Source organism: Azoarcus olearius (genome assembly GCF_001682385.1).
GTDB classification, from domain to species: domain Bacteria; phylum Pseudomonadota; class Gammaproteobacteria; order Burkholderiales; family Rhodocyclaceae; genus Azoarcus; species Azoarcus olearius.
Genome location: NZ_CP016210.1, coordinates 3,722,064 through 3,736,550, shown reverse-complemented (window position 1 = coordinate 3,736,550; position 14,487 = coordinate 3,722,064). Strand labels below are relative to the sequence as shown.

Annotated in this window: 14 protein-coding genes; 5 read left to right on the top strand and 9 right to left on the bottom strand. The window is 70.3% G+C overall.

Going from position 1 to position 14,487, the window contains the following annotated elements:
• Window positions 1-86 precede the first annotated feature (86 nt).
• Together msrA and dqs_RS17040 are read left to right on the top strand one after the other, a co-directional pair.
• On the top strand, window positions 87-647 hold the full coding sequence (msrA, locus tag dqs_RS17045; RefSeq protein WP_011767043.1) for a peptide-methionine (S)-S-oxide reductase MsrA: 561 nt from the start codon (window positions 87-89) through the stop codon (window positions 645-647).
• 71 nt (window positions 648-718) lie between these two features.
• Window positions 719-1,063 carry an FKBP-type peptidyl-prolyl cis-trans isomerase gene (locus dqs_RS17040; protein WP_011767042.1) on the top strand — a complete coding sequence of 115 codons (345 nt, stop codon included), beginning with the start codon at window positions 719-721 and terminating at the stop codon, window positions 1,061-1,063.
• A gap of 75 nt (window positions 1,064-1,138) precedes the next feature.
• Here dqs_RS17040 and recQ read toward each other — a convergent pair whose 3' ends face one another.
• Window positions 1,139-2,965: a DNA helicase RecQ gene (recQ, locus tag dqs_RS17035; protein ID WP_041642789.1), complete on the bottom strand. Its 1,827-nt coding sequence runs from the start codon at window positions 2,963-2,965 to the stop codon at window positions 1,139-1,141.
• Between the two features lie 222 nt (window positions 2,966-3,187).
• Here recQ and acuI point away from each other — a divergent pair, with 222 nt between their 5' ends.
• Window positions 3,188-4,171 (top strand): acrylyl-CoA reductase (NADPH), encoded by a 984-nt coding sequence (acuI, locus tag dqs_RS17030; protein WP_065341234.1) that lies wholly within the window; start codon window positions 3,188-3,190, stop codon window positions 4,169-4,171.
• Here the strand turns inward: acuI and dqs_RS17025 are convergent.
• The 8 genes from dqs_RS17025 to dqs_RS16990 form a co-directional block, all read right to left on the bottom strand.
• Window positions 4,161-4,610 carry a nuclear transport factor 2 family protein gene (locus dqs_RS17025; RefSeq protein ID WP_065341233.1) on the bottom strand — a complete coding sequence of 150 codons (450 nt, stop codon included), beginning with the start codon at window positions 4,608-4,610 and terminating at the stop codon, window positions 4,161-4,163. The genes acuI and dqs_RS17025 overlap by 11 nt on opposite strands.
• 4 nt (window positions 4,611-4,614) lie before the next feature.
• A complete protein-coding gene (locus dqs_RS17020) occupies window positions 4,615-5,397 on the bottom strand; it encodes an SDR family NAD(P)-dependent oxidoreductase (RefSeq protein WP_065341232.1) in 783 nt (260 codons plus the stop codon).
• Between the two features lie 4 nt (window positions 5,398-5,401).
• Window positions 5,402-5,959, bottom strand: a complete 558-nt coding sequence (locus tag dqs_RS17015; protein WP_084018645.1) for a DUF3833 domain-containing protein — start codon at window positions 5,957-5,959, stop codon at window positions 5,402-5,404.
• Complete coding sequence (locus dqs_RS17010; protein WP_065341230.1) at window positions 5,956-7,275, bottom strand: MFS transporter; 1,320 nt, start codon at window positions 7,273-7,275, stop codon at window positions 5,956-5,958. Before dqs_RS17010 ends, dqs_RS17015 begins: the two co-directional genes overlap by 4 nt.
• A gap of 15 nt (window positions 7,276-7,290) precedes the next feature.
• Complete coding sequence (locus dqs_RS17005) at window positions 7,291-7,875, bottom strand: chalcone isomerase family protein (protein WP_065341229.1); 585 nt, start codon at window positions 7,873-7,875, stop codon at window positions 7,291-7,293.
• A gap of 2 nt (window positions 7,876-7,877) precedes the next feature.
• The gene (locus tag dqs_RS17000; protein WP_084018642.1) at window positions 7,878-9,161 is read right to left on the bottom strand and encodes an SAM-dependent methyltransferase; all 1,284 of its coding nucleotides are present in this window, start codon (window positions 9,159-9,161) and stop codon (window positions 7,878-7,880) included.
• The gene (locus tag dqs_RS16995; RefSeq protein ID WP_179947997.1) at window positions 9,158-9,928 is read right to left on the bottom strand and encodes a DUF1365 domain-containing protein; all 771 of its coding nucleotides are present in this window, start codon (window positions 9,926-9,928) and stop codon (window positions 9,158-9,160) included. The genes dqs_RS17000 and dqs_RS16995 overlap by 4 nt, the downstream gene beginning before the upstream one ends.
• 79 nt (window positions 9,929-10,007) lie before the next feature.
• Window positions 10,008-11,354, bottom strand: coding sequence for an NAD(P)/FAD-dependent oxidoreductase (locus tag dqs_RS16990; RefSeq protein WP_065341227.1), 1,347 nt, complete (start codon window positions 11,352-11,354; stop codon window positions 10,008-10,010).
• A 279-nt stretch (window positions 11,355-11,633) separates the two neighbouring features.
• Between dqs_RS16990 and dqs_RS16985 the strand changes: the two genes are divergently transcribed.
• Window positions 11,634-12,563: a MerR family transcriptional regulator gene (locus dqs_RS16985; RefSeq protein WP_065341226.1), complete on the top strand. Its 930-nt coding sequence runs from the start codon at window positions 11,634-11,636 to the stop codon at window positions 12,561-12,563.
• Between the two features lie 270 nt (window positions 12,564-12,833).
• Window positions 12,834-14,366: an acetyl-CoA hydrolase/transferase family protein gene (locus dqs_RS16980; RefSeq protein WP_011767030.1), complete on the top strand. Its 1,533-nt coding sequence runs from the start codon at window positions 12,834-12,836 to the stop codon at window positions 14,364-14,366.
• The last annotated feature ends 121 nt before the right edge of the window (window positions 14,367-14,487 follow it).

Sequence of the window (14,487 nt, the reverse complement as noted above, 5' to 3'; positions counted from 1 at the left end):
AGGCGGACTGTGAAAAATGGCGCGAATGATGTCGGGCCCCTGCTGTCTGATTTACGGGTGCCCAGTGCGGCACATGAGGAACGATCATGACGAACACGACTGACACGTCGTTGCAGACTGCGCTGCTCGGCGGAGGATGTTTCTGGTGCCTCGAAGCCGTATTCCGCGAAGTGGAAGGGGTGGAGCGGGTGGTTTCGGGCTATAGCGGCGGCCACGTAGAGGCGCCCACTTATCGCCAGGTGTGCGCGGGTGGCACCGGGCATGTGGAGGTGGTGCAGATCCACTTCGACCCGGCGCGGGTGAGCTACCGCGACCTGCTGGAGATTTTCTTCGTGATCCACGACCCGACCACGATGGACCGGCAGGGCAACGACATCGGCCCGCAGTACCGCTCGGTGATCTACGTGAACGGCGACGAGCAGCTGCACACCGCGCTGGCGCTGATCGAGGAGCTGGGCGAGGCGCGCGTCTATCCGCGCGCCATCGCCACGCGGGTCGAACGCGCCGGCACTTTCTGGCCGGCGGAGGTGGAGCACCAGGAGTACTACGCCCACAACAGCGACCAGCCGTATTGCCAGTACGTGGTGGCGCCCAAGGTGGCGAAGTTCCGCGAGAAGTTCGCGGCCCGGCGCAAGGGCGGACGCTGACCGCGGGGCACGGCCGCGAGCGGGTAGAATCCCGGTTTTCAAACCCGGGGCGACCCGATCAGGAGAAGCGCATGACCCAGACCACCACCGCCAGCGGCCTCATCATCGAAGACCTCGAAGTCGGCAGCGGCGATGTCGCGGCGAAGGGCCAGATGGTTTCGGTGCATTACACCGGCTGGCTGACCGATGGCCGCAAGTTCGATTCCAGCAAGGACCGCAACGATCCGTTCAACTTCCCGCTCGGCGCGGGCCACGTCATCCGCGGCTGGGACGAAGGCGTGCAGGGCATGCAGGTGGGCGGCAAGCGCAAGCTGACGATTCCGCCGGAACTCGGCTACGGCGCGCGTGGCGCCGGCGGCGTGATCCCGCCCAACGCGACGCTGGTGTTCGAGGTCGAACTGCTGAAAGTGCTGTAAGCCTGCCGCGCAGGTCGTGCAAAGCGGGGCGCGCCCATCCGGGCCCGCCCCGTTTTTCTTCGGGGGTCGGCTGCCTCAGCCGACCTCGGCCACCAGATCGACGATGGCCTGGCCGTAAGCCTCCAGCTTGCGGTCGCCGATGCCGCTGATGCCGCCGAGTTCGGCCATGCTGGTCGGGCGGGCGATGGCGATTTCGCGCAGCGTGGCGTCGTGGAAGATGACGTAGGCCGGCACGTTGCGTTCCTTGGCGGTGGCGGCGCGCCACGCGCGCAGGCGGTCGAACAGCGTGGTCGGCACGCCGCCGGGGATGTCCATGCGGGCGGCCGAGCGCGACTTGCCGCGGCCCTTGCTGCGTTCGCGCTCCAGGCGCAGGTGGAATTCGGCCTCGCCGCGCAGCAGCGGGCGGGCGAGTTCGGTGAGCGCGAGCGCGTTGTAGCGCTCGTGATCCACTGCGAGGTATTCGCGTGCGATCAGCTGGCGGAACACGGTGCGCCAGCGCTTTTCGTCGAGTTCGCTGCCGATGCCGAAGGTGCTGAGCCCCTCGTGCTGGCGTTCCAGCACTTTCTCGGTGCGTTCGCCGCGCAGCACGTCGATCAGATGGCCGGTGCCGTAGCGCTGGCCGGTGCGATAGACGCAGCTCAAGGCCTTGCGCGCGGCCTCGGTGGCGTCCCAGGTCTGCGGCGGGCTGAGGCAGTTGTCGCAGTTGCCGCAAGGGCCGGACTCCTCGCCGAAGTAGGCGAGCAGATGCTGGCGGCGGCAGGTGGTGGCTTCGACCAGGCCGACGAGCACGTCCAGCCGGTTGCGCGCGAGGCGCTTGAAGTCCTCGCTCGCTTCGGACTCGTCGATCATGCGGCGCTGCTGCACCACGTCCTGCGCGCCCCACGCCATCCACGCCTGCGCCGGCAGGCCGTCGCGGCCGGCGCGGCCGGTTTCCTGGTAGTAGCCCTCGATCGAGCGCGGCAGGTCGAGGTGGGCGACGAAGCGCACGTCGGGCTTGTCGATGCCCATGCCGAAGGCGATGGTCGCCACCATCACGATGCCGTCCTCGCGCAGGAAGCGGGTCTGGTGTTCGGCGCGCACGTCCTGGCCGAGCCCGGCGTGGTAGGGCAGCGCGTTGATGCCCTGTTCCTGCAGCCAGGCGGCGGTTTCCTCCACCTTGCGCCGCGACAGGCAATACACCACGCCGGCCTCGGACGGAAACTCCTCGCGGATGAAGTGCAGCAGCTGGCGGCGCGGATCGTCCTTGTCGACGATGGTGTAGCGGATGTTGGGGCGGTCGAAGCTGGAGATGAAACGGCGCGCATCTTCCAGCCGCAGCCGGGTGGCGATCTCCTCGCGGGTCTGGCGGTCGGCGGTGGCGGTCAGCGCAATGCGCGGGATCGCCGGGTAGCGCTCCGGCAGGATCGACAGCTGCAGGTATTCCGGCCGGAAATCGTGGCCCCACTGCGACACGCAGTGCGCCTCGTCGATCGCGAACAGCGCCAGGCGGTGGGTGTCGCGCAGGTGGTCGAGCTGGTCGAGGAAGCGCGGCGTCATCAGCCGTTCGGGCGCCACGTAGAGCAGGTCGAGTTCGCCGGCATAGAGCGCGCGCTCCACCCTGCGCGCTTCTTCCGCGTCCAGGCTGGAGTTGAGGAAGGCCGCTTTCACGCCCGCTTCCACCAGCGCGCTCACCTGGTCGTGCATCAGCGCGATCAGCGGCGACACCACGATCGCGGTGCCCTCGCGCAGCAGCGCCGGCACCTGGTAGCACAGCGACTTGCCGCCGCCGGTGGGCATCAGCACCAGGGCGTCCCCGCCGGCCGCGACATGCTCGACGATCGCCTGTTGCTCGCCGCGGAACGCGGTGTAGCCGAAGACGTGTTCGAGGACGTGGTGCGGGGAGGTGTGGGTATAGGCGGACATCGGCCGGCATTTTAGCGGCAATCGCTACCCGCCCGGCCGCCGGAGCATCAGCGCGGGCCGGCGCAGATTCTCCTTGTTATTTCATAGACGATCGGTCTAATATTTTTCGCATGGACGGAGGGCGCCCCCGACCGGCTGCCGTACCTCGCGCTCGGCAGGGGCGGCGCCAAGGGCCGGTTCTCCCGAACCGCGCGCCGCACGCACTTCACTGGAGGAGAGACGATGTTCAAGGCCATCCTGATCGACAAGGACGACACCGGCTACCGCGCCACGCTGCAGGACGTCCATGAGGCTCAACTGCCCGCCGGCGAGGTGCGCGTGCGGGTCGCGTGGTCCACGCTCAACTACAAGGACGGGTTGGCGATGACCGGCAAGGTGCCGGTGGTGCGCAGCTTTCCGATGGTGCCGGGCATCGACTTCGCGGGCACGGTCGAGGAGAGCAGCCATCCCGACTACAAGCCCGGTGATGCGGTGGTGCTCAACGGCTGGGGCGTGGGCGAGGTGCATTGGGGCGGGCTGGCACAGCAGGCGCGGGTGAAGGCCGACTGGCTGATTCCGCTGCCGGCGGCGTTTACCCCGCGCCAGGCGATGGCGATCGGCACCGCCGGCTATACCGCGATGCTGTGCGTACTCGCGCTGGAACGCCACGGGGTCACCCCGGCCGCCGGCGACGTGCTGGTGACCGGCGCCGCGGGCGGGGTGGGCAGCGTTGCGGTGGCGCTGCTGGCGCGGCTGGGCTATCGCGTCGTCGCCTCCACCGGGCGCCCCGCGGAGGCCGACTACCTGACCCACCTCGGGGCTGCGGAGATCATCGACCGTGCGCAGTTCTCCGCGCCGGGCAAACCGCTGGCGAAGGAGCGTTGGGCCGCGGCGATCGACACCGTCGGCAGCCATACCCTCGCCAACGTCTGCGCCAGCATGCGCTACCACGGCGTCGTCGCCGCCTGCGGGTTGGCGCAGGGCATGGATCTGCCCGCCACGGTGGCGCCCTTCATCCTGCGCGGCGTCACGCTGGCAGGGGTGGATAGCGTGTATTGCCCGCGGCCGGAACGCCTGCAGGCCTGGCAGCGGCTCGCGACCGACCTCGATCCGGCGCTGCTCGACACCATCACCCACGAGATCGGCCTGGGCGAGGCGATCACCACCGCCGGGCTGCTGCTCGAAGGCAAGGTGCGCGGCCGCGTCATCGTCGACGTCAATCGCTGAGGGCAGACGCGGCCGCAAGGCGGCGGCGCAGTGTGCGCGTCAGCAGGCCGACCCACGGCAGGCGGTCGTACAGTGCCGCCGCGTCCCAGTAGTCGCGATGCAGCGTCACCCGGCCGTCCGCATCGAACTCGAGTTCGCTCAGGCCGTCGATCGCCAGCGGCCGCCCCTCGATCCGCAGGCTGAAGCGCCAGCCGAGCACCGCCGCCGTGGCGTTGGTATAGCGGCGGCCCACGCGGAACTGCGGCGCCTCGGCGACGGCGAACATGTGGTGGAAGATCGCGCTGATCGCCGCAATGCCGCGCACGTCGTTGAAGGGGTCGATGAAGCGCGCGTCGGCGCTGTAGACCGTGTCCAGCTGCGGCAGCGTGAGCGGGCTGAGCGTTTCGTAGAAGTGCGTGACGCGCTCGCAGGCGGCGTCGAGGTCGGGGGCCGCGGCCATCGGATCAGACTCCGGTAATCCGCCGTATCAGCGGGAAGTAGCAGCGCCGCGGCAGCAGCGCCAGGGCCTTCATCACCCGGGTGAAGCGCTTGGGGAAATGGATTTCGAACTCGCCGCGTGCCATGCCGGTGAGGATTTCGCGCGCCGCGGTGTCGGCGTCGATCAGCGCCGGCATGCGGAAGTCGTTGGCGGCGGTGAGCGGGGTCGCGACAAAGCCGGGATCGACCAGATAGACGCCGAGTCCGCGCGGCGCGAGGTCGAGGTACAGCGTTTCGGCGAAGTTGATCAGCGCCGCTTTCGAACTGCCGTAGAGCAGCGCGCGCGGCAGGCCGCGGTAGCCCGCCACGCTGGCCACCAGCACGATCGAACCGGCGCCGCGTGCCAGCATCGGTGGCAGCACGGTGGCGACACCGCACAAGGTGCCGGTCAGGTTCACCGCCATCGTCTCGTAGACCGCGGCTGCGTCCAGCTCCCACGCGCGCAGCGGGCGGTAGGTGCCGGCGACGAACATCACCACATCGATCGCGCCCCACTGCGCCAGCAGGCGTTGATGCACGGCGGCGAACTGGTTTTCGTGGCTCAGGTCGAGCGGCAGCAGCAGCGCGTCCGGGCAGGCCGCGGCCGCTTCGGCCAGCTTGTCCGGATGGCGCGCCGACAGCGCGAGCTGTGCGCCGCGTGCGGCAAGCGCCCGTGCGAGCGCCGCGCCGATGCCGGTGGATGCGCCCACCAGCCACACCCGGCGGCCGCGCCAGTCGGTCAGCGGCGGATTGAGCGGGCGTCCGATCACGATCTCACTCCGCGGGTTTGTAGAAGGACAGCGTGACCTCGCCCAGGCGGAAGCCCCACTTGCTCATCACCGAGCGGTTCAGCATCACGCGCTCGTCCATCAGGAACATCCAGTCATCGAAATCGACGTGATAGACCTTGCCGTCCACCGGCAGCGCCAGCACGTAGCGCCAGCGCAGCGCGTTGCCGGCGATCTCGCCGCGCGCTTCGCCGATCACGTCGTCGGCGCGGCCGATCCAGCCGCCGTCGGGCGCGGGCGTCAGCGTCCACACCCGGCGCTGGGTGGTGCCGTCGGAATAGGTGAAGCGCTCGTCCAGCGTGCCGGTGTCGCCTTGCCAGCTCGCGGTCATCGCCACGTGAAAGCGCTTGACGACCTTGCCGGCGCGGTCCTGGAACATGCCGTGCGCGTCGAGCCGGCCGTTGAAGTAGTGGCGCAGGTCGAGCTGCGGCCGTTCGCTGCGGTAGTCCTGCACGTCGATGCTGCTGCAGCCGGCCAGGCCGAGCGTGGCGCAGCACAGCAGCGCGCCGAGCACACGGCGGCTTCGGGAGAGTGGCGTCATCATGTTTCCTCCGGGGAGCGGGGTTCGGGTGCGGGGCAGGGGTCGAGCCAGCCGCGCCAGCGCCACAGCAGGGCCAGTGCGACGCACTTCAGCGCGACCGGCAGCAAGGCATACACGGCCCGCAGCGCGTCGCGTGCCGCCTCGTCCTGCGCCCCCGGGCTGTAGCCCAGCCAGCCGAGCAGTGGCAGTGCGATGCCGGCGGCGAGCGCGAGGCTCGCTTTGGCCACGAAGTTCCACCAGCCAAAGCAGGCGCCGGCGCCGCTGCGGCCGTCGCGTGCGAGCAGATCGCCGAGCAATGCCGCGGGCAGCGCCAGGTCGGCGCCGAAGGCGAGGCCCGAGAGCACGCACACCGCGGCAAATGCGGCGGCGTCGCCCGGGCCGAGCGCGGCGGCCCAGGCGAACACCAAGACCGCGCCGGCCATCGCCAGCGCCCATGCCCGCAGCTTGCCCAGCCGGCGCGCCAGCGCCACCCACAGCGGCAGGCCGGCGGCGGCCGCGGCGAAGTACAGCAGCAGGAACAGCCCGGCCTGGCGGTCCGCGCCGAGCACGTCGGCGACGAAGAACAGCACGGTGGCGGACGGCACCGCGGCCGCGATCGCATTGGCGGCCACCACGGCCAGCAGCCGCACGAGAACCGGGTCGGCGAGCGTCGCGGGGCGCGCGGCGGTGCCGGCCGCGGGCGAATGATGGCCGGCGCGCTCCGCGGGGCCGAACAGCAGTGTCAGCAGCGCGGCCGCCGCGAGCAGCGGCAGGAAGAGCATCCCGAGTCGGCCAAGCGCCACTGCCGCATCGCGGTCGAGCACCGTCGGCAGCGCGGCGGCGAGCATCACGCCGACCAGCGCGCAGGCTTCGCGGCTTGCCACCGCCACGGTCCGTTCATGCGCGTCCTGCCCGAGTTCGGCGCCCCAGGCGTGATACGCGATGCTGGCGAGCGAGTAGCCGAGCGACACCAGCACCAGCATCGTCGCCAGCCAGCCGAGCCCGGCGTCCGGCGGCGGGGCGAGCAGTGCCGGCAGGCTGGCCGCCAGCAGCGGCAGTGCCAGCACGATCACCGCGCGGCGGCGGAAGCGGTCGCAGGCGCGGCCGATCAGCGGGTCGCTCGCGGCGTCGATGATGCGGGTGAGCAGCAGCACCGCGCCCACCGCCGCCAGCGGCAGGCCGAGCTGGTCGGCATACAGGCGCGGCACATGCACATAGATGGGCAGCGCGGCGAAGGCCAGCGGCAGGCCCAGTGCGCCGTAGGCCAGCACCTGCGCGCGGCGGCGGGTCGCCGCGGGGAGGGCCTCGGCGGCGAGGGTGGTGGCGGGCTCGGCGGCCATCGGCTGCGGTCCGTGTCAGCGCGCTGGCGGCGCGGCGCCGAGGAGCTGCGCACGCAGCGCCGGCTCGCGGCTGCGTGCATCGAGCCAGATGGCGAAGAAGGCCTGCGCCAGCGCGGGGTCGGTGATCGCGCCGAGCGGCCGCTCGCCGTGCCAGAAATGGGCGCCGCGCCCGGGCAGGTGCAGCCCGACCAGGGTGTCGCCGGCGCTGACGTCGGGCAGCACGGCCGCCAGCGCGCTGCGCCACTGGCCGAGGCGGCGTTCATCGTCGTGACCGAGGCGACGGATCTCGTCGATGCTGGTGTCGACCAGCCGCGAGCCACGGATGTCGCGCGCGTAGCGGATCTCCAGCGCATGCGGGCCGTCGGCCATCCAGTACGGGCCGGCGGTCCACAGCGCGGCGTCATACAGCTTGAGCCCGAACCAGCGCAGTTCCGCCTGTCCGCGCGGCGCGAGCCCGCCCGCCAGCGCATCCACCGCGGCCGGCAGCCGCACGCCGGGCGTCGCCAGGCTCGCGGCGGCGCATCCCGCCAGCACGATGCCGGCCAGCGCGCGCCGCAGTGGGCCGGTCGGCGTCAGGCGGAGGCGAACCGCGGGCCACATGGTCAGCCCCGCCGCGAGAAGGTGTAGTGGCGTACGTCGAGGTCGCCGCTGCGAAAGCCGGCTTCGCAGTAGGCGAGATAGAAGCGCCACATGCGCGTGAAGCGCGCCGGAAAGCCGAGCCGTGCCAGGGCTTCGCCCTGCGCGTCAAAGCGCTGCCGCCAGCACGCCAGCGTGCGGGCGTAGTGGTCGCCGAAGCCGAAGTCGTCGGTGATGGCGAGGCCGGCGCGCGCACTGTGGCGGCGGATCTGCGCAGGCGCCGGCAGCATGCCGCCCGGAAAGATGTAGCGCTGGATGAAGTCGGTGCCGCGGCGATAGCGCGCGAACAGCGCGTCGTCGATCGTGATCGCCTGCACCACGCAGCGGCCGCCGGGCGCAAGCAGGCGGGCGATCTGGCGGAAATAGGTGGGCCAGTAAGCCTCGCCGACCGCCTCGATCATCTCGATCGAGGCGATGTGGTCGAAGCGCCCCTCGACGTCGCGATAGTCGCACAGCCGGAATTCCGCCTCGGTGGCGTAACCGCCCGCGGCCGCGCGCGCCTGCGCATAGCCAAGCTGGGCGGGCGACAGCGTGAGGCCGACCACGCGGCAGCCATACTCCTGCACCGCCACCTCGGCGAAGCCGCCCCAGCCGCAGCCGATCTCGAGCACGGTCTGTCCCGCGCGGGCGCCCAGCTGGTCGAGCACGCGGCGGTACTTGCGCCGCTGGGCCTCGGCCAGACGGTCGGCATCGGGCTGGTCGTCGCCGTCGGCGAACAGCGCGGCCGAGTAGGACATCGTGGGGTCCAGCCACAGCCGGTAGAAGCGGTTGCCGAGGTCGTAGTGGGCCTCGATGTTGCGCCGCGCGCCGCTGCGGGTGTTGGCATTGAACAGATGGGCCAGGCGGTGGCCGAGCAGGCGCAGGAAACGACCGCGGATGGCGGTGTCCAGCACCTTGCGGTTGGTGGCGAGCAGGCCGAGCAGCGCGGCCAGTTCGTCGCCATCCGCGCAGTCCCAGTCGCCCTCCATGTAGCCCTCGCCGAAGCCGATGTCGCCGTGGGCCAGCGCGGCGTCGAACATCCCGAGGTCGCGCACCCGCAGGTGGGCGCGTTGCGGCCCGCGGCCGAGGCAGTAGGTGCCGCCGTCGGGCAGGGTCAGCGCCACGCTGCCGCCTTCGATGCGGTCCAGCATGTCCAGCGCGAGGCGCGCGCCACGGGGCAGTGCGGCGTCTTGCCCGGTGAGCCCCGCCGCGCCCGCGGGCGGGCGCTCCAGGACGCCGGGGCGGGGGAGTTGCGATTCGGCGGCATTCATCGGCTGGTCTCCTCGAGTGGGGGCTGGGGCTTGCGGTGGAAGGCGGCGCCTTTGACGACCAGGCGCAGCGCCTGCCAATGGATGCGGGCAAGGACGGCGAAGGTGGCGAGCGGCTGGCGCAGCAGCCAGTGCATGAGGCTGGCGCGGCACAGCGGACGCGCGCTGCCGCTGACGCGGGTGCTCAGCCGGCGCTCGCCGCCTTCCCAGTAGTCGATGGCGACGGTATGCACCGCGCCGTGGGTGCTGAAGCGGAAGCGGTATTCGCCACGCGCCGGGAAGAAGGGCGACACGTGGAAGACCTTGCGCGCGAGCAACTGGTCCGCCGGCAGGATCGGCCGCAGGTCGTCGTGATGGACCAGGTAGTTGTGGCGTTCGCCGAAGGTGTTGTTCACCTCGGCGATGACGGCGCGCAGCGCACCGCTGCGGTCGTGGCAGTAATAGAAGCTGACCGGGTTGAACACGTAGCCGAGCACGCGCGGCATGGTGTGCAGCACCACTTCGCCGTCGCACGCGGGCGCCAGCCCGTGCTGCGCGAGCAGCGACCGCACCCACGGCAGCAAGGGGCTGCCGTCGCGCGCGCCGTGGTCCGCGTTGCGCACCCAGAACAGGTTGGCGCGTTCGGTGCCGAGCAGCGGCACCCGCAGCGTGGGCAGTGCGCTCAGCGGCAGGCGCAGGAAGGCCCCGCGATACACGAAGCGGTTGGCCGCCGCGCCGTGCCGTTCATGCATGACCGCGCCGAAGCAGACGCTGGGGGCGAGGGCGCTCACTGGAGGCCCCGCTTGCCGTCATGCGAGCGGCTTTCGGAGGGAGAGGGCGCGCGCCTGCGCGGCGCGGGTAGGGCGGCGCTCATGTGACGATGCCCGCGCGCGCGCCGGCGGCGGTGGCGGTTTGCCACGGGATGGCGACGTCCAGCCCCCGCGCCACGGCCATCGCCGACTTCAAGCCGTCTTCGTGGAAGCCGTAGCCCGTCCAGGCGCCGGCAAACCAGGTGCGGCGCCGGCCCTGCAGCAGCGGCAGGCGGGCCTGCGCTTCGATCGCGCGCTGGTCGAACACCGGGTGGGCATAGGTGTAGCGGTCGATGACGTGGCGCGGGTCCGGTGCGCGGAAGGGGTTGAGCGACAGCACCAGCGGCGTGGAAAAGGGCAGCGGCTGAAGGCGGTTGAGGAGGTAGCTGACCGACACCGGGCGGTCGTCCGCGCGGCCCTCGCCGGCCAGGTAGTTCCACGCCGACCAGGTGCTGCGGCGGCGCGGTAGCAGCGCGGTGTCGGTATGCAAGACCGCCTCGTTGTCCTGGTAGCGCACGGCGCCGAGCAGGTGACGTTCTTCCGCACTGGCGTCGCGGCCGAGCAGCGCGAGGGCCTGATCGCTGTGGCACGCGAGCACGATCTCGTCGAAGCACTGTGCGCCGCGCGCGCTGAGCACGTGCACTCCGTCTTCCATCCGTTCGATCTGCTTTACCGGCGTGCGCATCTGCAACTGCAGGTCCGGCATCCCTGCGATCAGCTTGTCCACGTACTTGCGCCCGCCACCCCGCACCGACAGCCACTGCGGCCGCCGCAGGATCTGCACCAGGCCGTGGTTGTGGCAGAAGCGGACGAAGGTGGCGAGCGGGTAGCCGAGCATCGCGCGCGTTGGGCAGGACCAGATCGCCGCCGCCATCGGCAACAGATACCAGTCGCGGAAGCCGCGCCCATAGCGCTCGCGGTCCAGGTAGTCGCCCAGGCTCAGGCCCGGCTCGCAGCCGGCGATCGCCATGCGCGTGGCCTCGCGGTTGAAGCGGACGATGTCGGCCACCATGCGGATGAAGGCGGGCCGCATCAGGTTGCGCTTCTGCGCGAACAGCGTCGCCAGGTTGCTGCCCGCCCATTCGAGCGCCGGCCGCTCCAGGCTCACCGCAAAGCTCATGTCGCTGGGCGTGGCCTCGACGCCGAGCAGTTCGAACAGCGCGCACAGATTCGGGTAGGTGCGCCGATTGAAGACGAGGAAGCCGGTATCGACTGCGGCGGGCCGGCCGTCGATCTCGACGTCGACCGTGTGGGTGTGGCCACCCAGATAGTCGCCAGCCTCGAACAGGGTGACCGCATAGCGCTGCGACAGCAGCCAGGCGCTGGCGAGTCCGGCGATGCCCGCGCCGACGACCGCGACGCGGCGGGTCGGGCGGCGGTGATCGGCGATGAAGTCCTCGCGTTGCATGACGGTTCAGCTCCCTGTTCGTACGGTAGGTGTTGCGTTTTTGTCCTGGACAAATAGAGCGAGCATCCTGAATGCCGAACGCCGCGCCAACGATCCTCCTGCACCTGTCCGACATCCCCATCCGCCTGGCGAAGCTACGGAGGAGGCAGCGGCAATCGGGATGATTTCCCGTGATGCTGGTGTTGCGACGTTTGTCCTAGACAGACTCGATTTACGTCCCTAAGATAGGTTTCAAGTGCGGGCTTGTCAATCGAAATGAAGCAGTTTGTCCAAGACAAAATGAAAGAGATGTCCAGGGTCGAAGGGGCGATGGGAATTGCTGCGGTTGAGCGCGACACCGGGCTCGCCAAGGACACGCTGCGGGTCTGGGAGCGCCGCTACGGTTTCCCGGTGCCGGTGCGCGATGCCAAGGGGGAGCGCCTCTATCCGCCGGAGCAGGTGGACAAGCTGCGCTTGATCCGCCGCCTGCTCGACTTCGGCAAACGGCCGGCGGCAATCGTCGCGGCCGACACGGAGACCCTGCTGGCGTTGCTCGACGCGGCGCGCGCGCCCGCCGCCGAGGGCGGCGCAGCGGTGGAGCCGTCGCTGCTGCAGTACGTGTGCCTGCATCGCCGCGCCGAACTCGCGGTCGCCCTGCAACAACTGCTGCTCAAGCAGGGCTTGCAGCGCTTCGTCGCCGAAACCGTCGCGCCGCTCAACGAGGCGGTGGGTGAGGCCTGGCTGCGGGGCGAACTCGATGTGGCCGACGAGCACCTCTACACCGAGCAGGTGCAGAACGTGTTGCGTGGCGCCATCGTGTCCCACCCGCTGGCTGCCGGGCAGCCGCGCGTGCTGCTGACGACGCTGCCCGATGAGTTGCACGTGCTCGGTCTGTTGATGGTCGAGGCGACGCTGGTGCCGGAGGGCGCGAACTGCGTCTCCCTTGGCACACAAACGCCGCTCGCCGACATTCCCGCCGCCGCGCAGGCCGGTGCCTTCGACGTGGTCGGGCTGTCGTTCAGCGCCGCCTATCCGCCGCGCCGTGCGCTGGAGGCCCTGCGCCAGCTGCGCGACGCGCTGCCGCCCGAAGTGGCGCTGTGGGCGGGCGGTTCCGCGCTGCGGGGCCAGCGCCGCCAGCCCGAGGGCGTCCGCCTGTTCGACGGGCTCGACGATGTCGCCGCGGCGGTCCGCGCCTGGCGGGCCGCCCGCCCTGTGCCGCCCCCCCGCTGAGTTTCCCGGGCCGCGGCGCCGCGTCTCCCGCTAATGCCGCGATCAGCTTTTTCCATACGCTACCGAATGGGCGCTTTCTATAATTCCGCGCTTGGCCGGCGCGGTGGATGACGCGCCTGTGCCGCCATCACAACACGGCCAGCAGGCCGGAATCTCCCCTTCCGCGGTCCCGTGCCGCGGACCGACAGCGCAGGGCGGGAGCGAGGAGGCAGAAGTGGCGTTCCTGGAGGGAGCGCCGTGTCAGACCTACAGGCCCAGGCCCATACCAGAATGTCCAACTCGCTTTCCAACCCGAACGCCGACCGCGTCCTCTCGCCGCGTCTGCGCAACAAGATCATGTCCGCCGAGGCCGCCGCCGCCCTCATCCCGTCCGGGGTGAATGTCGGCATGAGCGGCTTCACCGGCGCCGGCTACCCCAAGGCGGTGCCGGCCGCGCTCGCCAAGCGCATCATGGATGCCAACCTCAACGGCAAGAACTTCAAGATCGGCGTATGGACCGGCGCCTCCACCGCGCCCGAACTCGACGGCGCGCTCGCGATGGTCGACGGCGTGGAGCTGCGCCTGCCCTACCAGTCCGACCCCACCTGTCGCAAGCGCATCAATGCCGGCGAGATGGAATACCTCGACATGCACCTGTCGCAGGTCGCGCAGTTCGTGTGGTTCGGCTTCCTCGGCAAGCTCGACGTGGCGGTGGTGGAAGTGGCGGGCATCCTGGAGGACGGCCGCCTGGTGCCGTCGTCCTCGGTGGGCAACAACAAGACCTGGCTGGATCAGGCCGACAAGGTCATCCTGGAAGTGAACAGCTGGCAAAACCCGGCGCTGGAAGGGATGCACGACATCTACTACGGCACCGCGCTGCCGCCGTACCGCAAGCCGATCCCGCTGCTGAAGACCGACGACCGCATCGGCGAACCTTATCTGCGTTGCGACCCGGACAAGATCATCGCGGTGGTCGAAACCCATACCCCGGACCGCAACTCGGCGTTTTCCGCGCCGGACGAGAACTCCCGCCGCATCGCCGGTCACATCCTCGAATTCCTCGAGCACGAGGTGAAGAAGGGCCGCCTGCCGCCCAACCTGCTGCCGCTGCAGTCGGGCGTGGGCAATATTGCCAACGCGGTGATGGCCGGGCTCAACGAGGGCCCGTTCGACAACCTCACCGCCTACACCGAGGTGCTGCAGGACGGCATGCTCGACCTGATCAAGTCGGGCAAGCTCAGCTGCGCTTCCGCCACCGCGTTTTCGCTGTCGCCGGCCGCGCTGTCCGAACTCAATGCCGACCTCGCGCGCTACCGCGAGCGCATCATCCTGCGCCCGCAGGAGATCTCGAACCATCCGGAGCTGATCCGCCGCCTCGGCGTGATCGCAATGAACGGCATGATCGAGGCCGACATCTACGGCAACGTGAACTCCACCCATGTGATGGGCACGCGGATCATGAACGGCATCGGCGGCTCGGGCGATTTCGCGCGCAACGCCTACATCTCGATCTTCATGACGCCGTCGCAGGCCAAGGGCGGCGACATCTCCTGCATCGTGCCGATGGCGTCGCACGTGGACCACACCGAGCACGACGTGCAGGTACTGGTGACCGAGCAGGGCCTGGCCGACCTGCGCGGGCTGTCGCCCAAGCAGCGCGCGCGCGTGATCATCGACAACTGCGCGCACCCGCACTTCCGCCCGGCGCTGATGGATTACTACAAGCGCTCGCTGATGCACTCCGAAGGCAAGCAGACGCCGCACCTGCTGGACGAGGCGCTGTCCTGGCACCTGAAGTACCTGCGCGGCGGCCAGATGTTGTAAGCCGCGCGGCGGTGTAGAGTCGGGGGCAGGCACCCGCCCGGCGCGGCGGGGCCCACCAACAACAAGAGGCCGATCCTGGAGACGACCGCCCCCGCCCTCCTGCCCGCGCTGTCCCTGTCCG